The 21,820-nt window shown below is 61.3% G+C and carries 21 protein-coding genes and 1 tRNA gene; 12 read left to right on the top strand and 10 right to left on the bottom strand.

Annotated features, from left to right (window positions below; translation table 11 throughout):
* Positions 1-30 precede the first annotated feature (30 nt).
* The 6 genes from NZ585_03105 to NZ585_03080 form a co-directional block, all read right to left on the bottom strand.
* Complete coding sequence (locus tag NZ585_03105) at positions 31-1,185, bottom strand: hypothetical protein (GenBank protein ID MCS7079024.1); 1,155 nt, start codon at positions 1,183-1,185, stop codon at positions 31-33.
* A gap of 48 nt (positions 1,186-1,233) precedes the next feature.
* A complete protein-coding gene (locus NZ585_03100) occupies positions 1,234-1,860 on the bottom strand; it encodes a carboxypeptidase-like regulatory domain-containing protein (protein ID MCS7079023.1) in 627 nt (208 codons plus the stop codon).
* A 12-nt stretch (positions 1,861-1,872) separates the two neighbouring features.
* Positions 1,873-2,481, bottom strand: coding sequence for a hypothetical protein (locus NZ585_03095; protein ID MCS7079022.1), 609 nt, complete (start codon positions 2,479-2,481; stop codon positions 1,873-1,875).
* Between the two features lie 43 nt (positions 2,482-2,524).
* A complete protein-coding gene (cobS, locus tag NZ585_03090; GenBank protein ID MCS7079021.1) occupies positions 2,525-3,286 on the bottom strand; it encodes an adenosylcobinamide-GDP ribazoletransferase in 762 nt (253 codons plus the stop codon).
* The gene (locus NZ585_03085; GenBank protein ID MCS7079020.1) at positions 3,283-5,733 is read right to left on the bottom strand and encodes a Smr/MutS family protein; all 2,451 of its coding nucleotides are present in this window, start codon (positions 5,731-5,733) and stop codon (positions 3,283-3,285) included. Before NZ585_03085 ends, cobS begins: the two co-directional genes overlap by 4 nt.
* 162 nt (positions 5,734-5,895) lie before the next feature.
* The gene (locus NZ585_03080) at positions 5,896-6,069 is read right to left on the bottom strand and encodes a PLDc N-terminal domain-containing protein (GenBank protein MCS7079019.1); all 174 of its coding nucleotides are present in this window, start codon (positions 6,067-6,069) and stop codon (positions 5,896-5,898) included.
* A 6-nt stretch (positions 6,070-6,075) separates the two neighbouring features.
* On the opposite strand from NZ585_03080, the gene NZ585_03075 reads away from it, so the two are divergent.
* From NZ585_03075 to NZ585_03060, 4 genes are all read left to right on the top strand, one after another.
* Positions 6,076-6,288 (top strand): hypothetical protein, encoded by a 213-nt coding sequence (locus tag NZ585_03075; protein MCS7079018.1) that lies wholly within the window; start codon positions 6,076-6,078, stop codon positions 6,286-6,288.
* A gap of 79 nt (positions 6,289-6,367) precedes the next feature.
* Positions 6,368-7,171: a triose-phosphate isomerase gene (gene tpiA / locus NZ585_03070; GenBank protein ID MCS7079017.1), complete on the top strand. Its 804-nt coding sequence runs from the start codon at positions 6,368-6,370 to the stop codon at positions 7,169-7,171.
* Positions 7,172-7,201: 30 nt separating this feature from the next.
* On the top strand, positions 7,202-7,723 hold the full coding sequence (secG, locus tag NZ585_03065) for a preprotein translocase subunit SecG (protein ID MCS7079016.1): 522 nt from the start codon (positions 7,202-7,204) through the stop codon (positions 7,721-7,723).
* Between the two features lie 39 nt (positions 7,724-7,762).
* Positions 7,763-7,842: transfer RNA gene (locus tag NZ585_03060), tRNA-Leu, on the top strand.
* Between the two features lie 18 nt (positions 7,843-7,860).
* On the opposite strand, the gene pdxT is transcribed toward NZ585_03060, so the two are convergent.
* Positions 7,861-8,472, bottom strand: a complete 612-nt coding sequence (gene pdxT / locus NZ585_03055) for a pyridoxal 5'-phosphate synthase glutaminase subunit PdxT (protein ID MCS7079015.1) — start codon at positions 8,470-8,472, stop codon at positions 7,861-7,863.
* A 391-nt stretch (positions 8,473-8,863) separates the two neighbouring features.
* On the opposite strand from pdxT, the gene NZ585_03050 reads away from it, so the two are divergent.
* The 6 genes from NZ585_03050 (at position 8,864) to NZ585_03025 (ending at position 16,259) form a co-directional block, all read left to right on the top strand.
* Positions 8,864-11,461 carry a hypothetical protein gene (locus NZ585_03050; protein ID MCS7079014.1) on the top strand — a complete coding sequence of 866 codons (2,598 nt, stop codon included), beginning with the start codon at positions 8,864-8,866 and terminating at the stop codon, positions 11,459-11,461.
* 175 nt (positions 11,462-11,636) lie between these two features.
* Complete coding sequence (locus NZ585_03045; protein ID MCS7079013.1) at positions 11,637-12,143, top strand: 4Fe-4S binding protein; 507 nt, start codon at positions 11,637-11,639, stop codon at positions 12,141-12,143.
* 257 nt (positions 12,144-12,400) lie between these two features.
* Positions 12,401-13,498, top strand: a complete 1,098-nt coding sequence (locus NZ585_03040; GenBank protein ID MCS7079012.1) for a bacteriochlorophyll a protein — start codon at positions 12,401-12,403, stop codon at positions 13,496-13,498.
* Positions 13,499-13,597: 99 nt separating this feature from the next.
* Positions 13,598-14,860: an ArsA family ATPase gene (locus NZ585_03035; GenBank protein MCS7079011.1), complete on the top strand. Its 1,263-nt coding sequence runs from the start codon at positions 13,598-13,600 to the stop codon at positions 14,858-14,860.
* A gap of 53 nt (positions 14,861-14,913) precedes the next feature.
* A complete protein-coding gene (locus tag NZ585_03030) occupies positions 14,914-15,576 on the top strand; it encodes a c-type cytochrome (protein ID MCS7079010.1) in 663 nt (220 codons plus the stop codon).
* Positions 15,577-15,689: 113 nt separating this feature from the next.
* On the top strand, positions 15,690-16,259 hold the full coding sequence (locus NZ585_03025; protein MCS7079009.1) for a c-type cytochrome: 570 nt from the start codon (positions 15,690-15,692) through the stop codon (positions 16,257-16,259).
* A gap of 268 nt (positions 16,260-16,527) precedes the next feature.
* On the opposite strand, the gene NZ585_03020 is transcribed toward NZ585_03025, so the two are convergent.
* Together NZ585_03020 and NZ585_03015 are read right to left on the bottom strand one after the other, a co-directional pair.
* Entirely contained in the window at positions 16,528-17,646 is a 1,119-nt protein-coding gene (locus tag NZ585_03020) for a phosphotransferase (protein MCS7079008.1), read from the bottom strand.
* A complete protein-coding gene (locus tag NZ585_03015) occupies positions 17,615-18,988 on the bottom strand; it encodes a PEGA domain-containing protein (GenBank protein ID MCS7079007.1) in 1,374 nt (457 codons plus the stop codon). The genes NZ585_03020 and NZ585_03015 overlap by 32 nt, the downstream gene beginning before the upstream one ends.
* 187 nt (positions 18,989-19,175) lie before the next feature.
* On the opposite strand from NZ585_03015, the gene NZ585_03010 reads away from it, so the two are divergent.
* Complete coding sequence (locus NZ585_03010; GenBank protein MCS7079006.1) at positions 19,176-19,793, top strand: HEAT repeat domain-containing protein; 618 nt, start codon at positions 19,176-19,178, stop codon at positions 19,791-19,793.
* Between the two features lie 287 nt (positions 19,794-20,080).
* Positions 20,081-21,016: a formylglycine-generating enzyme family protein gene (locus NZ585_03005; protein MCS7079005.1), complete on the top strand. Its 936-nt coding sequence runs from the start codon at positions 20,081-20,083 to the stop codon at positions 21,014-21,016.
* A 273-nt stretch (positions 21,017-21,289) separates the two neighbouring features.
* Here the strand turns inward: NZ585_03005 and NZ585_03000 are convergent.
* Positions 21,290-21,820 (bottom strand): Uma2 family endonuclease (locus NZ585_03000; GenBank protein MCS7079004.1); only part of this gene is annotated, 531 nt, incomplete at its 5' end.

Here is a 21,820-nt window from a genome sequence, read left to right as displayed (position 1 = left end):
TTTGTCTCCCTGTAGATTCACGTCGCGGAGCTACGCCGTCCGTGAGCCGTTCCCCTCCGGCAGCAGCGCGCGAATGGCGCGGACAATCCGCTGCACGTCGGCCTCGTCCTCAAAAGCCAGCATGACAAGTTCATAGCCGCTGTAGATACACACCAACCCGTTTCCAAACAGCCAGACCGTCTCCAGCACGGGATTGCCGCCCAACACGATGCTGATCGGGAAGCCCACAATTCGTCCGGGCGAGAAGATTTCCGCCCAGAGGGCCGTTCCCAACGCAATGTTGAACGCCCCCAGCAACGGCGCACCGACGTACCGCGCCGCTTTGCGCTGAAACGCAACGCGCGCCTGCGCCGCTTCATCCAGCTTGCCCTCCGCAACCAGTTTTTCCTGTTCGCGCAGAAAATCAACGTAGCCTTCCGCCAATTTCTTTGCGCCGTAGGCGGCCAGTCCGCTGTGAAAGAGCCAATGGCGCGACTGTCCCAACACAACCCGGTCAAGACCGGGAAAGGCCGCGCCCAGCCGGAAGCCGAGCAGCAATGACAGCCCCATCAGGGCCGACGCGCCGGGATTGGCGACGACCCATTCGCGCGCCTTGCGGTAGCCGTCCCGCGTCTCAACGGTCGCCCGAAAGACCCGCGCGCTCAAGTCGTACGCTTCCTCAGCGCGTGCGTAGTACGACCGCGCCGTCTCACGGACGGCTTTGAAGGCCTCGCTCGCACGCTCAGCGACCTCCGAAGCTGTTTCCGTTCCGGTGCGCAGGGTTTCCCCACCGACCTCCGCCACCTTGCCGGCGACCTTTTCAGCCGCCTGCCTGAGGTTTTCCGTGACGTGGTGTTTCTCTTCAAACTGCTTGAATTCCTCACGGACGGTTTCGACGACGTGCGACACCGTACTTGTCACTGCCTGTGCGTCGGGCAGCTGTTCGGCGACATCCTCAACGACTTCCGTCACTTCCCGAACGACCTCGCGCACCGCTTCGGGTGCGTTTTCCGCGACGCGCTGAACGCTTGACGACAGGCGGCTGGTTGTCCGCCGCACCTCTTCGGCGAGCTTTCCGGTTTGCTCAACAGTTTTCTCCACCGTCTTCTCAATGGCTTCCGACAGCCCCAGCTGTTCGTCCACTTCCCGGGCCGTACGCTGAATCTTGCGTCGCCACTCGCTGAAACGGTCGAAGTAATCCGCCATAACGCACCTCCCTCTCTGACCGTCCATCTGGTGGGACAGTCGCCGCCGTCAACGCTTGAACATCACGGCCGTCACCTGCAAGGTGACGGCTTGGTTTTCCGACCCGCGCAGCTCAACTTTTTCGTCGGTGATTTTGAGGGAAAAGCCGTTCGCCGCTGCCACGCTCATTTCGTTGCCCGCCGGCAGGCGCACCGTCAGTGTTGGCGCACCCTCACAGCTGAACGTACATGAAAGCGTGTCGCCTCCTCTGGTCATCAACGCCTTCCGATCGCCGCATGGCAAGTCCAGCTTGTTTTTTTGATACTTGACGCGCGCCCGCCCGACTTCGACCGTCGCCGTCAAGTCGGCCCGCAGCACTGGCTGAAAGGCCGTGTGGAAATACTTTTCGCGGTAGTCCGGGTGGCTGAAAATCAACTCGAACTCACGCAACTCGCGCCCAGCCGTGACCTGAAGGGTGTAGTACCCCTCGGCGTCGGTCAGGGTTTTGTAGTCGTCGTACTGAGTGCGGACGTTGACCTGCGCGTTCACTAGCGGTCGCCTGGTCTGGGCGTCCAAGACCCGTCCGCGAACAGTCATTGAACCGGCGGCGATAGAAAACTGCGCTTCGGCCGCCGTCCACAGCCCCCCAAGCCACAACCCCAGCGCCGCCATCCAGCCATATCGCAGGTGCTTCATCACGACGCGCTTTCACTCCTTTGTCGTCGGCGACGTTATCACATCCGCCGCCGGCAGTTCGATGCGCGTCGTGTGGCGCTTGCCCGCCGACTCCAGTTCGATGTGGAGCGACAGCGCGCCGATGGGTTGGTCGCGCCGCGCTGGTGGGATGTCAAAAAACAGAAAGCCGTCCGCCCGCGCGCCCGGCGTCAACACCCCTGCCGTCGGAAACAAGACGCTGTCATGGCGCGCGCGAAATGTTCGGTAGCCGTCCACGCTGTAGGCGCGAATGCCGTACGACTTCATCAGCCGCTTCTCCACCTGCTTTCCCGACAGCAACCGCCATGCCCGCCCGTCGGCGTCGCGCAGGCGAAACCGAACGGATTTGAGATCGAGCGCGCCCGCCGCGCGCCGGTCAAGCCAAACATAGACGGGCAAGATGCCGACCGTCAGATGGTTGGCGTCGAAGCGATCCACCAGTTCGTTGCCGTCACAAAGAACCCGTGCGCGAACCTCATACTCGGCGGCAGCGACGGCGACCGCTTGCGTTTCAGGTACAGGGGGATCGGCCTTGGGTCGGATACGAAACGGCTCGCGGGCGCAGGCTGCCGCCAGCAGGAGCGCCGGCGGAAGCACCGCCAAACCGAGGCTCCACCCTTGCTGGCGGCGCGCTGTGTTGTGTGATTCACGGCCGGAGCGTAACCCAAACGCCATAAGCCAAAGTCTCGCAGATTTGGCTGACGGCCCCCAGCGCGTCGCCGGTGACGCCGCCCAACCGGTCTTCAAAATAGCGTCCCGCCATCACAACCAGCGTCGCCGCCATGGCCAGCAGCAAGCCTCCTAGCCGTCCGCCGATGACTAGCACAATGCTGCCGCCGAGCAGCCACGCGCCGAGTACGTGGCCGCCATGCAAGAACTCGACAAACCGCCCCGTACCGCCTTCGGCGCGTGCATAGGGTAGTCGCCACGCAAGCCACACAATGGTCATCCGCGCCAGACAGGGGGCGACAATCAACGCCCGACAGAGGGATTCGAGGTCGTGAAAGCTTTTGAGTGCGACAAACTGCGCCGCCGCCGCCAGCAGTAACGCCAAAACCCCGAATGTTCCAAGGTGCGGGTCTTTCATCACCGCCAGCCGTTGTTCGCGCGACCAACCGCCGCCCAGCGCATCCACCGTATCGGCAAGACCGTCGTAGTGCAACGCGCCAGTCAGAAGGACGGTGACGGCAATCAGTGACAACGCCAACGCTTCCGGCGACACGAAGCGGTGCAGCGCCAACGCGCACCCCGCTTCAAACAGACCCAGCGCTGCGCCGACCAGCGGGAAATAGACCGTCGCCGCCGCGAGCGTCGGCGCGTCGGGATGCGCCCAGTGCGGCACGGGCAGGCGCGTCAGAAACGACACCGCCGCCAGAAACCGACGCAGCGCAGTGGTGAGCGCCGTCATGGGTGCAGGGTGACAATAGTCGCGCCGTCGCCGCCCTGCCGCCGGTCCGCGCGCGTAAAGGTTTCCACATGCGGATGACCGGACAGGAAGGCTTCGACGGCGCGGCGCAGCGCGCCCGTCCCAATGCCGTGAATGACTCGCACCTGCGTCAGCCCAGCCAACGTCGCACGATCGAGGTAGCGGTCGAGCGTCTCCGTGGCTTCATCCGTTGTCAGCCCGATGAGATTGATTTCGGGCGGGACCTGGCCGGTGGCGGCGACATTGTGCATCGCCGTCAGGATTTGCCGGGACGGAGGCGCTTGATTGGTCTTAGCGGGGGACGGCGGAAGCTTCCCCAAACTGGTCGCTGGCACTTTCAGGCGCAGCGCGCCGCTGGTCACCGTCACTTCGTCGCCCGAAATGGCTTCGACGCGACCAAGCGTCCCAAACGCCGTTCGCACCCGGTCGCCGGGACGCAACTCAGCCGCCGAGGTGACCGGCTGTGCTGTGAGCGCCGCATCCGCCCGATGAACGGCCTTTGGTTTCGGGGGGAGCATCAGAGGCGGCGGAGCGGCCGACCGCTTTTCCGCCGACGGGGTGCTCGCCCCCGCCACGACAGCGTCCAGTTCGCGCTTGACTTCGCGGCGTAGTCGCTCACGGTTCTCCGTCAGCTTGATGCGCTCCAGTAGTGGGGCCAGCCGAGCCTCAAAGTCGGCTGCTAACCGTTGTACGTGCGCTTCAACATCGGCTTGCCGCGCAGCATCGCGGGCGGCGAACTCCGCTTCGAGTTGGGCGTAACGCCGCGCCAGTGCGGCCCGCTCCTCGTCCAGCGCCGCCGCCGCATCGCGGGCCTCGGTCACACGGCGTTCGAGTTCTGCAACGTACCGCGCCAGCGCGATTTCACGTTCGCCGAGACAGCTGCGCGCCTGCTCAATGATGGTTTCCGGCAGTCCCAGCCGCCGTGCAATGTGCAACCCGCTGGAACTGCCGACGGCGTTCAAGTGCAATCTGTAGGTCGGCGTCAGCGTTTCCATGTCGAAGGCAACGGCCGCGCTGACGACGCCGGGCGTCATTTCGGCGTAGGCCTTGAGCGCATTGAAATGAGTGGTGGCGATCACGTACGCGCCGTGCGTACGGAAGTACTCAATGACCGCCTGAGCAAGCGCGGCGCCTTCGTCGGGATCCGTCCCTGTACCAGCTTCGTCCAGCAGTATCAGGGCGGGCAGGGTGAGATCGGCGGCGAAGCCGACCAGCTTGGTGATGTGGGAGGAAAAAGTTGAAAGGTTGGCGGCGAGCGACTGTTGATCGCCAATATCGGCGCGGACTTGCGCAAACACCGGCAGCTCGGCGGCGCAGGCTGGGACGTGTAAGCCTGCCTGCATCATCAGCGCACAAAGCCCGGCCGTTTTGAGCACGACGGTTTTGCCGCCAGCGTTCGCGCCGCTCACTACCAGCGCCCGGCGCTCGGCGTCAAGCGTGAGGCTGAGCGGCACAACGTCGCGGCCCTGCGCCTGAAGCGTCAGCGCCAGTAACGGATGGCGGGCGTCAGTGAGCTGAAACCGTCCGGCTTCTGACACGGACGGTTCGACAGCGTTGAGGCGGTCGGCGAAACGCGCTTTGGCGGCGATAAGGTCAAGTTCTCCTAGCGCCTCCACTAGCGCGGCGATGGCCTCCCGTTGGTCGCGCAGCGTAGCGGACGCTTCACCGAGTAGCCGTGCGATTTCGGCTTCGGCTAGCTCTTCGAGGCGGATGAGTTCATTGTTGAGCGGAATGGCTTCCAGTGGTTCGACGAAGGCTGTCATGCCGCTGCTCGACAGACCGTGAACAACGCCCGCGATTTTGCCCCGGTTGTCGTCACGTACCGGAACGACGAAGCGCCCGTGGCGTTGCGTCACAATGTCGTCGGAAAACACGCCTTCGAGGTCACGGCGTTGCAGCAGGCGTTCCAGCATCCGCCGCAGCCGGTCGTGCTGGACGCGCTGTTCGGCGCGCAAGCGCTGCAATTCCGAACTGGCGCTTTCATCGAGCCGGCCGTCCGGTGTGACGATGCGGCGCACGCGCGCCAACGTCTCCCGCAGGTCAGGAATGCGTTCTGCGACGGCGGCCAGTCTGGGAAACCGCTCTCGATGCGGCCGCAGCGTTCCGCGAACATCCAGCCCGGCGTCAATCGTCCGCGCCAGTGCGTGGATTTCGTCAATTGTCAGGACGGCGTTTTCTAGGCACAGGCGGCTGAGCAGGGGGCGTACGTCCGGCGCTTCGCCGACGCCAAAACCGCCTTGTTCGGCGAAAAAACGGCGAGCTTCGGTCGTGAGCCGCAACCAGTGCCGAACTTCACCAGCGTTGGCTGAGGGCGTCAGGCTTTGCGCCAGTTCACGGCCGTAGGGCGTGCGCGTTTCGCGCGCTAGATGCGCGCGCACCACATCAAACTCCAACGTTTCAAGCTCAGCAACGAACGACGTTTCAGCCATCGCCTTGATGTTGTTCCGTTCGGGACTACGCGACAGAGCTTAGAGCGTGTCCAAAAAGCCTTTCAAGGCGCGTTGGATGCAGACGCTGACCGTTCCGAGGTAGGACCTGAGAAGCCCCTGTAGCCTCGTCTGTGTTTCGCGCCTACGCTTCAGCAGCCGCGCCTATGAGCGTCCCTGCGCCCAATCCCGGAGGATAAAGAGGTACACGAGCGGGCCAAGCACGGGAAAGGCGAGGATGAGTGCAACGGAAATGATTTTCCGACCAAGGGTTCCTCCGCTGCGGATGGCGTCCGCCAAGGCGACAATCCACAACGTCGTTGTGATCAGCCAGAACAAAACTTCATGGGCGACGACCTCCTGCGTTACATCTCTGGCTTTGTTCGGCGACGTAACCAGTCTGGCTTTGTTCGGCGACGTAACCAGCCGCTGCGTACGACGCGCTGGTTAGCTCGACTTCAGCGCTTCTGCGGCTTTCTTCTCGTCACAGCCCCCGTTACGGTTAAGCGGTCTAAAAAGTTTGCTCGACTGGGGACGGCGGGTCTGGTTTTTTATTAGGGTAAACGTCGCCCTCAGTCGAGGCGTTTACAGCGCCGCTGGGGACTCACCTACGACCAACGCATTGGCGGACATCAAGATGGCCCACCGTATACCGCTCATCATCGGAAACTGGAAAATGCACAAAACCGTCGCGGAGGCGGTGTCTTACCTTATGGCGTTCAAGCCCCACCTCGCTCATCTTACCGGCTGCGAGGTCGGCATTGCGCCTGCTTTTGTAGCGCTAGCCGCAATGCAGGCGGCGGTACAGGAGACAGCGCTGCAAATCTTTGCACAAAATGTGGCGGCGGAAGGCCCCTTTGGAGCGTTCACAGGTGAAGTTTCGGCGGAAATGCTCCAAGCCGTCGGCTGTCACGGGGTCATTATCGGCCACTCCGAGCGACGCCGCTACTACGGCGAGACGGACGCCGTCGTCGCTGCCAAGGTGCGGCGGGCGCTGGCGGCCAGCCTACTTCCGGTAGCCTGTGTTGGCGAAACCTTGTCCGAACGTGAAGCGGGTAAGGCGTCAGAGGTGGTGGAAAGGCAACTGCTTGCGATAGCGGATGCGTTGACAGACGCCGACGCGCACCGTATAGTTGTCGCCTATGAGCCGGTCTGGGCCATCGGCACCGGTCAGGCGGCGTCGCCGGAGCAAGCCCAAGGAATGCACCAGCGCGTACGTGCGGTTTGGGAAGCGTGCTTCGGGGCTGCGGCGGCGGAGGCGTTACGCATTCTGTACGGTGGAAGCGTAACGGCCGACAACATTGCGGGCTTTTCCTCGCAACCCGATGTAGACGGCGCGTTAGTCGGCGGTGCAAGTTTGTCTCCAGACGGCTTCGCGGAGCTCATTCGGCGCTTCTGTCAAGCGGCTACGAAAGGCGATGGGGTGAAACTCGGACAGTAGTGAGGCGGTCGGTGGGGTGAATTCAGGTCAATGCCCTGGTATGCTTACGTTCTCTATGCGCTCTTTGTCATCGTTTGCCTTTTGCTGATTGGTGTCGTGCTGCTCCAGCCGGGGAAAGGTGACATTGCCTTGTTCGGCGGCGGCAGTCAGACGGCCTTCGGCCCGCGCGGGGCGCAGAAACCCCTTGAGCGTGCGACATTCGTTCTCATGGGGTTGTTTATGGCGCTGGCTTTTGTGTTCTCCGTGCCGGGCGTGCTAGCGCCGCGCTCTGTCGCTTCGGGCATCAGGGACGAGCCGCCGCCTAAGAAGGAAGAAAAGCCGGGAGACAAAAAACCGGAAGACAAGAAGGAAGGCAGTGACGCCGCGCCTGCTGCGAACGCTGGTGAGCAGCCGAAAGGTAACGCTGGCGAGCAGCCGAAAGGCGAGGGGCCGAAAAACAGTGAGCCGAAAGACGCCGGTAAGCCGGAAGGCGACAAGAAGTCCGAAGCGCCAAAGAGCGCTGGCGGCGCTTCCACGCCGAAGACAGAGAAGTCGGCGGGGACTCAAAAATGACATTTTGGGGCGGCGCAGGCATAGCGTCCGCTCACTGCTGCCGAAGTGGTGGAATTGGTAGACACGTACGTTTGAGGGGCGTATGGGCAACCGTGGGGGTTCGAGTCCCCCCTTCGGCACTCCATCAAAACGGCGCGTCAGTGTGACGCGCCGTTTTGTTTTGTCTCGGTCTCCATCAAACCAAAAACAAACCGGTGCAGGCGGGTATCGTCGGTCATTTCGGGGTGGAAAGTCGCCGCATGGACCAATCCCTGCCGCACCCACACCGGGTGTCCGCCGTACTCGGCCAACACCTCAACGCCCGCTCCGACCGAATCAATGATGGGCGCACGGATGAAGACCAGTTCAAAAGGGGCGGAACCGATGACTGGAAGCGTCGTGGTCGCTGTGAAACTGTCAATTTGGCGACCGTAGCCGTTGCGTCGAACTGTAATGTCCAACAACCCTAGCGACGCTTGCATAGGGTGCGTCACCGTACGGGCCAGCAAAATCGCCCCCGCGCATGTCCCAAACAGTGTCCGTCCCGACGCTGCAAAATCGCGCAGGGCGTCAAACCACGGCTCAGCCTGCAGGAAGCGCAGCATCGTCGTGCTTTCGCCGCCCGGTAGAATCAGTCCCGACACGGTTTCCAACTCGCGAATTCGACGGATGAAACGCGGCGTCGCACCGGCGCGTTCCAGCGTCCGGGCATGGGCGGCAAAATCGCCCTGAAGACTGAGAATGCCAATCACTGGAAAACCGCTTGTCATAGCGTTTCGCTTTCACGGATCAGCGTCAAACACGCTACCACGCCGACGGAAGCCCCGCCAACTTTGTCTCGACCATCAGGCCATGACGGGCGCAAAGCAGCGCTAAACCCTGACGCCGAAGTAATGTTTGACCTTGGTTTAACGCCAAAGTAGGTTGAAACCATCACGGGATATGCGCGTTCGCCCGACGCGATTCATACGCTCTGCACGAATTCTTTGGATACCGATTCCTCGAATAAACGGGCGACGGCAAGGGTCCCGCAACGGCCGTTTTCGCGCCGTCCTTCGCTTCCGTCCCCGCTTCAACGTCCCCGTGAAGTCAAGCTGTTGACGACGCCGCGCGTGGTTGTGGCGCGGTTGGTGAGAGAGTCCTCTACAGAGGGAGTTGCATATGGCCAGTTTTTCGTCCTACGCCAACGGGGTGAAGCGGTGGTACCAGAAACTGGAACTACCGATGCCGCCGGAGCGCATTTTCGGCGCGCACATGATGTTGATTGGTGGACTGGCATGTCTGATCGGGACGTACTTCTACGCTAGTATGACGATGTGGAATGACGGCTACGTCAACATCACGCTGCGGCCGCGTCTCATTTCACTGGGGATTTACGATCCGTACGACACCGAGCAGATCCAGAAGGTCTGGCTGCCGCTCATCGGCGAGTTTAGCACCAAGCACCTACCCTTCTTCGGGCAGTATCCCCTTACGATGACCGATTTTCGGCTCTTCGGTTGGGGATCGTTCCATATTGGGTTGGGGCTGTGGCTGATTTACGCTGGCGCGGCGCACTACTACGGTGCGCGCGGCGGCGCTACGATTGGCGAAATCTTCTGGCTGCTGCCTTACGTGCCTGGTCTGAAAAGGCTATGTCAGATCAAGTGGTTTACGCCGGACGGGCCATGGTACAAGGTCGGCCTGCCGTGGGGCAGCTTTGCGAACACGCCGTGGAAGATTCTCAGGCGAACCTACGCCGACGCCCTCAGTCCGCACACCATCTACATCGGCCTGCTGTTTTTCATCTGGGGTTTCGTCCTGTGGTTCGTGCTCGATAAGCCGCCTGTTCCCCTGCAACCAGCGCAGGTGATGACGCCGAACGGGATGATGCCGATTGAGCAGGCGCCGTTCCCGTATGGCTGGTATGACCCGTACCTCCAGCAGGTCATGCACCCGATGAACACCATCAACGGCGAAACGACGATGTGTTTTGTCTGGGGTGTGTTGTTCATCGCGTTGGGCGCGTACTGGTGGTATCGGCCGCCGCGCAGCATCAACATTACGCACCTGGAGGACACCAAGGCCGTCTTTCACGTTCACCTGACGGCTATCGGGTATGTGAGCTTCGCGCTGGCGATTGTGGGCTTCCTCGCGCTGCGCAACCACCCGTCATACCTGATCCTCAACGACATGAACGTCATCATCTACGGGAAGAAAATCGTCAATCCCGGTCGGATGATTCACAACATGATCACGTTCAACCACGTTCAGGTGGGCTTGCTCTACGTGGCGGCGGGCGTCTTCCACGGCGGGCAGTATCTGCACGGGCTGAACATCTCCGGCGCTTACAAACAGGCGCGCTCGAAGTTCATTACGTGGTTCCAGAACCCCGACCTCCAGACCAAAATTGTCGGGACGACGATGTTCGTCAGCTTCGTGACCGTCGTCTTTGGCTACGGGATGATCTGCTGGAACACCGGTGCCGAGCTTGACCTCAACTTCGGCATCTATCAGTTCCGCTCCTACCGCGCCATTCAGATGGATGGTGAAGCCGGCAATATCGGCTACCGCGTCTTCCGTCCGAAGAATCCGTGGGACCCGACAGCTGGCGGTGAGTGGCTCACCAACCCCGACGGAACGGCTAAACTGGTCAAAGCGCGCAACTTGCAGGTTGGTGACCGAATTCTCAACGAAGAACTGGGCATCGGGTCGTCGCCAACCTACAGCTTCACGACCATTGAAGAAATCAACTACATGCCGGAGTGGGGGCAGCCCAAACTGTACGCTGTACAGTGGGGAAGTTGGACGCACTTCCTGCGCAAGGTCAATCCGCTCTTCTGGGTAGACAAAGGCATCTGGTATCTCCAGAACCAGAAGACGGTGGAAGGTGATAAGAAAGCGCGGAGTGATTACTTGGCGGCGCACCTCAAGGCGGTTTCACTGCTGAACGCCGTTGACGACGCCAAAACCGAGGAGGAGAAAAAGCGCGCGCAAGCGGCTCTTGATGAGTTCCGACCAACGTTGGAAAAGGCCCATGCCAACCTGCTGGCTTGGCGTGAGCGCCTAGAAAGCACGCCGGCGGTGCTCTACTCGAACCTGCGCGACCAGCATCGAGACGGCGAAATCAACGACGCGATCTTCTTCTGGCTGATGATCGGTGGGTGGCTGTTCGGCTTCATTCCGCTGCTGCGCATTGCTTTCCACAACTACCAAAGCCCGTGGTATCGGGACTTTGAATGGCGCAAGCAGTCGCCGGACTTCCCCTGCATCGGGCCGGTCAAAGGCGGGACGTGCGGCGTCTCGATTCAGGATCAGATGTGGTTCTGCATCCTGTTCTCCATCAAACCGCTGTCGGCAATTGCTTGGTATCTCGACGGCGGCTGGATTGCGACCATGATGGCGCGCGGCAACGAGGCGTACTACCTCACGCACAACATCAGTCACACGGGCGGTGTGTTCCTCTACATGTGGAACGAAACCACTTGGATTTGGACGGACAACCACCTGACAGCCATGTTGCTGCTGGGACACCTCATCTGGTTCGTGAGCTTTGCGCTCTGGTTCAAGGATCGCGGCTCCCGTGCCGAAGGCGGCGACATCCAGAGTCGGTGGGTGCGACTGGTGGGCAAGCGGCTGGGTATCAAGACGCTTCAGGAAGTGCGCTTCCCGGTCTCAAACTTGGCGACGGCGAAACTCTGGGGAACAGTCTTCTTCTACACGGGAACGTTCGTGTTGGTGTTCCTCTACTTCGCTGATGGTTTCTTCCAAAATCGTTAGCGGAGCGCGTCGGCGGCGCACGGCGTGTCGCCCAAACGCCGCCGACGCTTTCGCAGCTGTACGCCGAGTCCTGTGACAAAGTTCACATTGCCGCCGGTGATGGTTATGGACATTTTTTCAACACGGGGCTTGAAAAAAGTATCCGTCATCTCCCGGTGTGAAAGGCAAAGTCACCATGGCAGACGAAAAGTTGGAAACAACCAATGACGCTGCGGCGAAAGCGCCTGCGAAGGCGGCCGCCAAAGCCCCCGCCAAGGCAGCCGCCAAGGCGGCGGCGAAAGTCGCCCCGCCGCCGATTCCAGGGCCGCCGAGTCGGTTGTCGCGGCCGAAGGCTGCGCCGCCCAAGAAGAAGCGCGAGCGGCAGATTTACACGATCATCGAAGAGCTGTGCATCGGCTGCGGCTACTGTACGGATGAGTGTCCGCCCAAAGTCAACGCCATTCTGCCGCGCGACGTGGAAGCCGTCTTGGACGGCGGCGAAACCTACTGGATTGACCAAACCCGGTGCATTAGTTGCTCGTTGTGCTTTGTCGCCGGAACGTGTCCGACCGACGCGGTGGTCTTCACGGAAGGCGGCGTCTCGCGGACGCAGTACATGGAGGATTACCTGCACATCGAAATGGTGGACGAACCATACTGGCGTCAGCGGGATGAATTGACGCGAATCGGATCGATTTTGTGAAGTAACTTGGAAGTGTGAGAACGCCCCCGCGACGTTCCACACGGTAGACAACCAACCCCCGGAGACGCCGCCGCAGCCCACTCGGCTGCGGCGGCCGGACGGATGGAAGCCCCGTCCCGAAAGCACGGTTTCCACATTTTTGCGTCCCCTGCACAGCAGTAATCCGCCGCCCGCCAATACGAAACGGGCGATTGCGGCCGGCGCGTCGCGCCGCCTGCCGGCCGGTGATTTTCTTATCCCTTGCAGGAGACCGCCGTATGGGAAGCAAACTCACCACTGCAAACTACGACCTCGACCTTGACGCTACTGGTTGGGGTACACTTCGGGCGGAAGCCCGCATTTCCAATGTTCCTTCGGCTTCGCCGCTGTTGCCGATTGACGGCGAACTCAAACTCGAAGCCAAGAAGATCGAGGACGACGTGGTACGGCTCACCTTCTTTGGGCAGTCCATTGTGGACGGCATTCTAGGCCGTGTTGAAGGTGAAACCGACATCGCCAACGAGTCGCCGACGCGCCGTGTCGCCGCTGGCGACGGCAAAATCACGGTTGGGAAGTTTTCACATCGCTTTGAGTTTGAGGGCGTCGTGGATTGCCTGCGCTACTGGCGGTCGAAGGCGATTGACGACAACATCATCGCGCGCAAGCAGCGCCTGTTGTGCGGCAATCTCTTCCATGACCTGTCGGTGCGCGTCCCGCTGGATAGCGAAGAAGTCATTGATACGTGGCTGGAAATGCAGGATGCCTTCCGCAACTCGCCCAACTTTGGCGACTACATCAAGGACGTGTGGCTGATTGGGCCGTTGTGGAATGCGCTGGAGCAAACTGGGCAAAGCCTTGACAATATTGACGTGTACTACTTCTCCGAAATCGAAGGCGGTGAAAAATCCCGCATTGACTTCCGGTTTGCTGGCGGCGGCACGGGGATTGTGGACTCCATCAGCCGTTGGCTTGAACTTTTCCCGATTGATGGCTTGGGCAAGCCGGTCAATCAAGGCGGCCGCGTTGCACGGCTGCAAGGCAACTTCAACGCCAGCGTCCAAGGGATTGAGGTTAAGTTGTTCGTGGAGTTGCCGGGCTTTTCTGTTCCGATTGAGGGCGGCAAGCGGAAGGTGCTCAACCACCCGCTCGTCCCACTGGCGCACCACGGCATCGCCGTCAACTCTGAGCCGGCCGATCTAAGCATTCGCTTCAAAGTGTCCATTCCGAAGGGGAAGAAGTTCATCGAGACGGCCAACAGCTTTGAGTGGGATCGCGTTGCGGAGAACGTCCGTGTGTTTACGGGCGGACGCTACAAAGCGTGGGCCGAGGGTATCTGCAAAGGCAGTTACTCACCGTTTGACATCTTCTTCGGGTGACGCGCTTCCCCCAGCGCGCCGAGACGCCGTTACCGACAAAAATCACATTTGATGCGGGAAGTGTGGGCAGGTAATGCCCACACGCCAGCCGGGGCGAAGATGACGGACACACGAGTCATTATCTATTCCGGGAAGGGCGGCACGGGCAAGACCACCGTTTCGGCGGCGACAGCCGTCACGCTGGCGACCGCCGGCAGAAAGGTCTTGGTCATTTCCAGCGACCCGGCGCATTCCCTTGGCGACGTTTTTCAGATGTCGCTGTCGCGGACGGAGCCGACGCCTATTACAGACAATCTCTTCGGCTTGGAGATTGATACGCTCTACGAAGCGAAGCGCAACATGGGCAACTTCGAGAAGTTTGTGGCGGAAAGCTACGAAAAGCGGGGCATTCGCGCCTCGGTCGCTTCGGAGCTTTCGACACAACCGGGACTGGACGAGATTTTTTCGCTGGTACGGCTGCATCGCGAAGCGCTGTCCGGGCAGTGGGACGTGGTGATTCTTGACACGTCGCCGACGGGCAACACCCTGCGGTTGCTGGCCTACCCGGAACTCATCGTCGGCGGCAGCATGGGCAAGCGACTCTTTCGCGTGTACCAAGGAATGGCTTCAGTGATGAAGCCGCTTGGCTCGTCCAATGGCCCTGACCCGGAGTTCTTCGACGAAGTCAACCGGTTGCTGGACTCAATGAATCAGGTCAGCGCCTTCCTGACGGGTGCGAACGTGACGCTGCGACTGGTTATCAACCCGGAAAAGCTTTCGATTCTGGAAAGCAAGCGCGCCTACACCTTTACGCACATTTACGGCCTAACGATTGACGCCGTGGTGGTTAATAAAATCTACCCAGTCGGCGATGCCCTCCACGGGGCGGAGTTAGGCAGTTATTTCAACTACTGGGCGAAACTGCACGGGCGGTATCTCGATGATATTGAGTCGGCGTTTGCGCCGCTGCCGATCTTCAAGCTGTTTCTCGAACCCTGCGAACCGTTGGGGGTTGAAGCGTTGCGTGAAGTCGGCGCTAAGGCGTTCGGTGCAACCGACATTGGGAGCGTTCTCTACAGCAAGAAGAACATGTGGGTTGAAGACCCGCGTGCGACCGACACGCCGGACATCCGGCGGTTTGTGGTGCGGATTCCGTTCCTATCTGAAAACGACCACATTGAGGTTCAGCGCGTCGGGATGGACTTGTATATGTGCATTGGGCGGATTGCGCGCAGCGTTTCGCTGCCCCGGATTCTGTCGAACGCCGACATGATTGACTACACGGCGGAAGGCGAACTGCTGACGGTGACATTCCGTGAACGCGCGCGCGAACCCGAACCACCCCGTTTGACACGGCTGCGTCGTTCCCCGGCCGGTGCTTGATTGAGAGGGCTGGGCTAGTCCACCAACGCCCCGTCCGCGCGAGGTTAACGGTTATGAAAGACGTGAAGATCATCGTGCTGGGCTGCGCTTTGGCGCTTTTTGTCGGCGGTTGCTTTGTCGGCTCTCGGGATCCAAATGAGACCCGCTACCCGAAAGAGCCGATGCCGCTTCGTAATCAGACTTCCAAGACGGCGGAAGAAATCGTGCGTGAAAGTATCGCCCAGAATACCCAGAGCGCACGCGACGCCGCCGCGCTGCGCGACCGCGTTACGCCGCTCAACCTGCAGCAGGTCAACGAGCAGGATGTAGCGGGGAATGACCCGCTTGGTTCGCCGGCGCGCGTTGAACTCAATGAAGCTGAAATGTACCGTGATCCGTTGGAGATTTATCGGGAGGGCCGCGCGCTGTTCCAGAACAACTGCGTTGGCTGTCACGGCCACAACGGTTGTGGAAACGTCCCGCGCTCGACGAACTTCACCGATCCCGGTTGGCAGGAAAATAACTCCGACGGCGGCATTTATTCTTCGATTTACAACGGCAAAGGGATTGGGAACGGCGGCGGCGCAATGCCGGCCTACTACAATCAGTTGAGTCCGAAGCAAATTCGTTACTTGGTGGCGTATCTGCGCGCCTTCAAGGGCAGGCAATGCAACGGGCTGCCAACGCTTAGCGATGTCGAACGGATGGTAGCCGAACGTCAGAACAAGCAACCCTGAAGCCGGCTGGTTCACGGCGCACGGGAGGGGGACGGTCTCGAGGCGCGGCGCTGACGTGGTATGAGGTGGTCGCCCCGGAGGCCGTTCAAGAAGTTGGATTGAGGAGTACGGTCATGACAGGCAACATGAAAAAGGTCGTCCTGCTAAGTCTTGCCGCCGTATGCGCCGCCGGCTGCTTTGTCGGCGCGCGAAGTGCAAGCGAACCACGGTTGGGTGTGTCGCATATCGCTTCTTCGCGCGCCACGCCGGCCTTTCTGCGTGAAGCGCAGGTTCTCTACGAGGGTTCGACGGATAATTTGCCGGAAGGGACGCCGCCGGAGGAGATCGCCCACTACAAGGCGATGCTGGCGGAACTCCAGACGCGCAACTATGCAGCCTGCGCCGGCTGTCACCAAGTCAACGGCGGCGGCAACAAAGCCATCAACGCTACCAACTTCCAAGACCCCGGCTGGCAGCGGAACAATTCTTCGCCGGGCATGGTGACATCCATTGTCAACGGCAAGGGCAAGGTTATGCCAGCTTACAAGGACAAGCTGACCTTGCAGCAGATTTACTACCTTGTGGAGTACATTCGTCGCTTCGAGAAAAAGCAGACCGACGCAGCGCCAATAACAGCCGGCATTCCGTACGGAACAGCGCCGGTTGAACTGTCTCCGGCGTCTGAGGCGACGGCGCGACGGTAACGAGCTTTCGTCAGGCGGCGCGCAGTAGCGAGGCACACCCTTAGAGAGCCAAAGCGATACAGCGCCGTAACACCCAGTCGGCGGGCTGGGGGCGGCGACACACCTTCCACAGCCTGCGAAGGACATGTCGCCAGTCCCGCCGAACATAAGGAGAACAGCCCACCTTTGCCCGTTGCGCTGGCTGTCACGGTCCGTCGCCAAAACGCGCTTCCATGCGACGCCTAGCAAGGCGGGCGATGACGCTTACGCGGCCGTCAGGTGACCAGCGCTACGCCTTTGCCGGCGGTTCACCAACCGTCACCGCCTCAAGCGAACTCACTTGCTGGGTTTCACATTCCAGCGCCGTCTGAACCAGCCGCGTCACCCATGGCAGGTCGGCGATGTGCGTCAATGCCTCGGCCGCGGTTTGCAAGGCGATGGGAATGTACCCCAGATAGACGGGATTGTTGCGTACGGCGAATTGGTAAGCGTACGTCCCGACGGCCTTGAGCAAACGCTGCACCAACATCAGCTGGTACTCATGCTCAAACTGCGCGCGCGAGGCATAGTACCGTGTGCCGAAAGTCGCCATATGCAACTGCCAGAACCGTTCCTTGAGCGTCGCTTGGAAGTCCGTGTCTAAGGCGGCGTACGGGTCGCCCAACAGCGAGGCTAAGTCATACGTCGCCGGCCCCATTCGTGCGTCCTGATGGTCAATCACCCAGAGCCGTCCGGCGTGACACATCAAATTTCGGGCATGGTAATCGCGGTGACAGACGACGCGCGGCGTCCGCGCCAAGCGATATGAGAGAGCAAAAAGCTCACCCAGGGTTAGCGCCTCCACTTCCGGCGACAACCGCCACCGCCGATATCGTTCGACGTAGTTGCGGAAAAAGTAGTTCATTTCCCAAAACAACTTCTCGTCGTCGAACGCTTGCCGCCAAGCGATGGAATTTGTCGCCTGTGCGGCGGTTGTTGTCTTCTGGATGTCCACAATCAGGCGCAAGGCGTAGTCGTAGTCTATCCGACGGGTGCTCTCCGGGCGGGCGGCCAAGGCGTCTTGGAGACGGCAATCACCAACATCCTGTTGCAGCACGACGCCGCGCCGGTCGTCTACCGCCAACACTTGCGGAACGGGAATACCAGCGGCTTGGAAGAGGTTGGTGACATCCAAGTAGGCGAACGCTTTGGCGTCAAACGGCTCTGCATAGACAGCCGCAACGAAAGTTGCCCCGTCCCGGTGAATACGGAAATACATTCGGGTGGAGGCATCGCCAAGCAGAGGTTCGATGGAGAGTGTAGCCGTCGAACTCGAACCGAAGTAGTCCTGTAGAAATGCCGTGAGTCTATCTGTCGGGCGTGGCGGTGGGTTGTCGTCAGGGTTCATGCGGGTTGGGTGGGGGAGCATCAAAGTGTTCTTTCTGCGTTGTTTGGGCATCGTCCGGCGCCGTCTTTCGCGCCGCTCGCCAGACGGCAACCCCGCGCTCAAGGCCGCGGCCTGTAAAGGTGTAGGTTTCACCCGTTGCCATCGTCACGGTCAACCGTTCGCCCGCCAAGGTGAGTTGGCGTATGGACTCCGTCGTCAGGGAAAGACTTTCCGCGCCGTTTGGGGCGGCAAACACCAACCCCGTAGCGGAAAAGCGGAGCGTCCCCATTTGCCCCGCCGCGCGAGCCTTCGTGTAACGAATCGCGGGCAGTGAGACGGCGGCCACGGTTGAAACCGAGCCGGCGGTTGGTTGGCGCTCAAGTTGGCGCAAGCGGTTATACATCGTGCGGTCTTCCGGGAAAAGGCGTACGAGACGCCGATACTCGGCGATGGCTTGAGCAAGGTCTCCTTTGGCGACGTAGGTTTCGGCTCTGGCCTGCGCCCGGCGGCGTACCTCGGCGCGGAGGGATTGCGCCTGTGGCTGGTTGCGGTCATGGGCGAGCACTTGCGACAGGTAAAAGTAGGCGCTCGACTCAGGCGGATCGAGGTCATGGCCCTCGGCCAGCGCCGCTTCGGCAAGAGCGAGGAAGCGCGTCGCCCGCCCACGGTTGGCCTCGATCAGGTCGGCGATCCGCGCCACGCCGGCTGTGGTTCGCTCGTCGTTAGGAAAGCGCGTCAACAACAACGTGTAGGTCGTTTGCGCCGTCGCCAGGTCGCCGCGCCCGGCGGCGAGTTCGGCTTGACGGATAAGCGCGTCGCGCACCTGTGCGCGCAGCGCCCGCGCCGGTTCGTTGTCGGGTTGAATGAGCAGCACGGCGTCAGCGTAATAAAGCGCATTGTCGTTGGCGGGCGTTACCAAGTCGCCGCGCCGAAAAGCTTCCACGGCGCGCTGAAGAAACTCGGCGATGCGTTCAGTCGGAGCGCCGTCGGCGACGGCTGTCGGCGGCTGCTCCGGTTTGATCGGCTGAAGGACAAAGCTGACCGCCTCTGTGGCGTCGTTGGGTTCAATCAGCACCTCGCGTTCGGCCAACAGAAAGCCGTCGTGTGCCGCCCGCACGGTATGCAGCCCCGTTCCGACTCGTTCAATAGTGCATGGAGCTGTCCCGACGCGCCGGCCGTCGAGCCATACTTCCGCACCGGGCGGCGTGGTCACAACGTCTAGCTTGCCTAGTGTGGATGGATACCGGAGATAGAGTAAGACGCCGGCCCCCACCAAACCAGCGACTAACGGAAACCCCAACGCGACGGCGATCCAGCGCCCAAAGCGGCTGCTTCCGGCGAAGATGAGTCGGGGCTGGGGGCGTGAAAGAGAAGTTGTCGCCATCAGTCGTAGGGGCGAGGTGACGCCGTCGCTTGCAAGCTAGCGCCACGCGCCAGCGCTTACTGGCGAAATGACGCCAGTGGACAAAAATTTAGGTGTGGCTGTCTTTGAGCGTCAACATACCGTGAGCGGAATGACTCGCTCTTAGAATCCAACCACAAAAAAACATTCTCCGGGCCGCCAACACACTATGAGCAGCACGCCTGCCTTTTCGTCTGAGACGCCCCTGGAAACCCTCGTCGCGTATCTGTCGGATGCGTCGGCGCAGGTTCGCTTGCAGGCGGTGGAGGCGCTTCGTTTGCGTAAAGCCACCGCCGCCTTACCCCATCTTCTGCCCCTCTTGCATGACCCGGATTGGTGGGTGCGGGTCGCCGTCGCCGACGCCGTAGGCGAGCTGGGCGATGAATCCACACTGCAAACCCTGCTTCCTGACTTGCAACACCCCGACCCGCTCGTGCGCAGCTCGGTCACAGTCGCCTTGGGACGCCTGCACCATAAGCCTGATCTCGAAACGATACTGCCGATGGCGAGCGATCCCCATCACTGGGTACGCTACGCCGCCGCCGTCGCGTTGGGCGAACTCGCCGATGCACGCGCCGTCGAGGCTTTGCTTGCTCTGCTAAAGGACGCTGACTACCTTGTGCGGGCCGGCGCAGCCCGCTCACTAGGCAAAATCAAGCATCCCAAAGCGATTCGGCCGCTGCGCCGCGCCGTCATCAAGGACGACAACGAACTGGTGCGCGCCGACGCGCTAGAGGCGCTGCGGTGCATCTGGAACGGCTCGCTTGGCGAGGAGGATGAAGCGTAGCCGATTCGGTTGTTTCGGTTGTGTTGGCAGAAGAGTGACCAAAAGCGGCGGGTCGGTAAAGCGCGCGGTGCGCTGACCCTTCCGGAAGATTTTTCTGTTCCACGACTTTGTCGTTGGGTTTAGGGACGTGGCGGTTTGTGGTAGGCGTCGCCGAACAGGACAGGCCCTAAACCCAGAGAGCTTTCTGAGACGGTGAGGGTCAGGCAGCGGTGGTACAAGGCGGCAGCCTTGGCGGTGCGTCACGCGGCGCAAGGAATGAAGAGCGAAAATTGGGCAGGGGGAAAGCCATGGCAGTGAAATGGGGGAGGCTGTGCAGTGGTGTGTGGTTGGCGGTAGTTATTGCGGCGTTCTGGTGGGCAGCGCTGTGGCCCGTGGCGCGGAGGGTCGGTGCGTGGGGCGCTGCACCGCAAGAGGCAAAGCGGCTGCTCAGGCGCGGCAAGACGGATGAGCGGCAAGTGGTGTTGGTGATTGAGAACGGAGCGTATCAGGCGGCGCGGCCGCTGGCAGGCGGGCGCACAGGGCAGGTATGGGAGAGTCCGGCTGGGATCAGGTTGGTGTGGATTCCGCCGGGGGAGTTTGTGATGGGGTCGAACAACGGGGATGACGATGAGAAGCCGGTGCATCGGGTGCGGATCACACGCGGGTTTTGGCTTGGGGAGACGGAGGTGACGCAGCGGCAGTGGGAGGCGGTGATGGGAAAGAATCCAAGTGTGTTCAAGGATTGTCCGGCGTGTCCGGTAGAGAATGTGAGTTGGGAAGATTGTCAGCGGTTTGTGAGCGAGTTGAACACGCGGTATCCGGTAGGCGGTGGGTTGGTATGGCGGTTGCCACACGAGGCGGAGTGGGAGTATGCGTGTCGGGCTGGGACGCGAGGTGATTACTACAGTGGGGATGGGGAGGCGTTGTTGGGGGCGCTGGGGTGGTATTGGGAGAACAGCGGTGGGCGGACGCATCCTGTGAAGCGGCTGCGGGCGAATGGGTGGGGGTTGTACGACATGCACGGGAACGTGTGGGAGTGGTGCGAGGATTGGTATGGGAAGGACTACTACCGGATTAGCCCTGTGGATGATCCGCGGGGACCTGGGAGTGGAGAGGAGCGCGTCCTGCGCGGCGGGTCGTGGAGCAGCAGCGCTGGCCGCTGCCGCGCCGCCCACCGCCTCTTTGTCGCACCGCTGAAGCGGAGCAACAGCCTTGGCTTGCGCGTGGTGGTTGGCGCGCCGTAACCCTCCGTGTGATTCCGCTTGAGTCTTTTCCCTTGCGCCTTTTCTTTGCGCCGCGCGCGTCAGCACGCGGTGACGTTTTTTTATCCTTGTGGGGAGGGAGAGCCTTTGCTGGGGGGAGTGGGCGTGTGAGAGCTGCGCCGGGCGAGCATTTGGGGCGCTTTCCACGAGGATGGGCAAGACTTGGGTTGGCGGCAGGCTCAAGTGTTTGGTGTGGCAGCGTTTCCCTGCACGCCAAACGGGGGGCTAACTTGCATTGTCTTTGGGAGCAGTGTCCTAATCGGCGCGGTTCAGGTCGCGGAGTTTGGCTTTGAGGCGTTCGAGTTCCTGCAAGGCGGCTTCTTTGGCGGCGCGCTCTTGCTCCTTGGCGGCACGTTCCTGCTCCACTGCTTGCAACGCGGCTTCCTTCGCCTGCCGCTCCCGCTCCTTCGCTTCGCGCTCCAACGCTTCCCGCTCCGCCTTGGTCGGGATCAGCGCCCCTTGCCCATCATAGAACCGCACCCACAAACCATGCCGCCGCTCATACCACCCACGCCACGCCCCCACAAACAAGCCCGCCTCCCCCACCCACAGCCGCTCCCCAGCCGGTCGCTCCTCCACGTACCGCGCCCCGTCGTGCCGAAACCACCGCACCACCTCCCGCCGCTCGTCTATCGTCACGTAGTACGGCACCTTCAGCACCGACTCATAGATGTCCCACTTCCGCAGCAGCTTCCGGTCCTCCGACCACGCCCCGCGCCCATACTCGGCCAAATCATTACGGCGCGTCTGCGGCGACAGCGCCTCGACGATGATGAGCGGCGCGCG

The sequence above is a fragment of the Chloracidobacterium sp. genome (assembly GCA_025057975.1).
Taxonomy (GTDB): domain Bacteria; phylum Acidobacteriota; class Blastocatellia; order Chloracidobacteriales; family Chloracidobacteriaceae; genus Chloracidobacterium.
The sequence above is the reverse complement of the archived record's forward strand: the minus strand, read 5'-3'. Positions and strand labels throughout refer to the sequence as shown.

Excerpts from the sequence above, each read along its gene's own strand:
- NZ585_03105 (MCS7079024.1), bottom strand. The coding sequence starts at position 1,185 with ATGGCGGATTACTTCGACCGTTTCAGCGAGTGGCGACGCAAGATTCAG.
- NZ585_03100 (MCS7079023.1), bottom strand. The coding sequence starts at position 1,860 with ATGAAGCACCTGCGATATGGCTGGATGGCGGCGCTGGGGTTGTGGCTT.
- cobS (MCS7079021.1), bottom strand. The coding sequence starts at position 3,286 with ATGACGGCGCTCACCACTGCGCTGCGTCGGTTTCTGGCGGCGGTGTCG.
- NZ585_03085 (MCS7079020.1), bottom strand. The coding sequence starts at position 5,733 with ATGGCTGAAACGTCGTTCGTTGCTGAGCTTGAAACGTTGGAGTTTGAT.
- NZ585_03075 (MCS7079018.1), top strand. The coding sequence starts at position 6,076 with ATGGGCGACGACCTCCTGCGTTACATCTCTGGCTTTGTTCGGCGACGT.
- tpiA (MCS7079017.1), top strand. The coding sequence starts at position 6,368 with ATGGCCCACCGTATACCGCTCATCATCGGAAACTGGAAAATGCACAAA.
- secG (MCS7079016.1), top strand. The coding sequence starts at position 7,202 with ATGCCCTGGTATGCTTACGTTCTCTATGCGCTCTTTGTCATCGTTTGC.
- pdxT (MCS7079015.1), bottom strand. The coding sequence starts at position 8,472 with ATGACAAGCGGTTTTCCAGTGATTGGCATTCTCAGTCTTCAGGGCGAT.
- NZ585_03050 (MCS7079014.1), top strand. The coding sequence starts at position 8,864 with ATGGCCAGTTTTTCGTCCTACGCCAACGGGGTGAAGCGGTGGTACCAG.
- NZ585_03045 (MCS7079013.1), top strand. The coding sequence starts at position 11,637 with ATGGCAGACGAAAAGTTGGAAACAACCAATGACGCTGCGGCGAAAGCG.
- NZ585_03040 (MCS7079012.1), top strand. The coding sequence starts at position 12,401 with ATGGGAAGCAAACTCACCACTGCAAACTACGACCTCGACCTTGACGCT.
- NZ585_03035 (MCS7079011.1), top strand. The coding sequence starts at position 13,598 with ATGACGGACACACGAGTCATTATCTATTCCGGGAAGGGCGGCACGGGC.
- NZ585_03030 (MCS7079010.1), top strand. The coding sequence starts at position 14,914 with ATGAAAGACGTGAAGATCATCGTGCTGGGCTGCGCTTTGGCGCTTTTT.
- NZ585_03025 (MCS7079009.1), top strand. The coding sequence starts at position 15,690 with ATGACAGGCAACATGAAAAAGGTCGTCCTGCTAAGTCTTGCCGCCGTA.
- NZ585_03020 (MCS7079008.1), bottom strand. The coding sequence starts at position 17,646 with ATGCTCCCCCACCCAACCCGCATGAACCCTGACGACAACCCACCGCCA.
- NZ585_03015 (MCS7079007.1), bottom strand. The coding sequence starts at position 18,988 with ATGGCGACAACTTCTCTTTCACGCCCCCAGCCCCGACTCATCTTCGCC.
- NZ585_03010 (MCS7079006.1), top strand. The coding sequence starts at position 19,176 with ATGAGCAGCACGCCTGCCTTTTCGTCTGAGACGCCCCTGGAAACCCTC.
- NZ585_03005 (MCS7079005.1), top strand. The coding sequence starts at position 20,081 with ATGGCAGTGAAATGGGGGAGGCTGTGCAGTGGTGTGTGGTTGGCGGTA.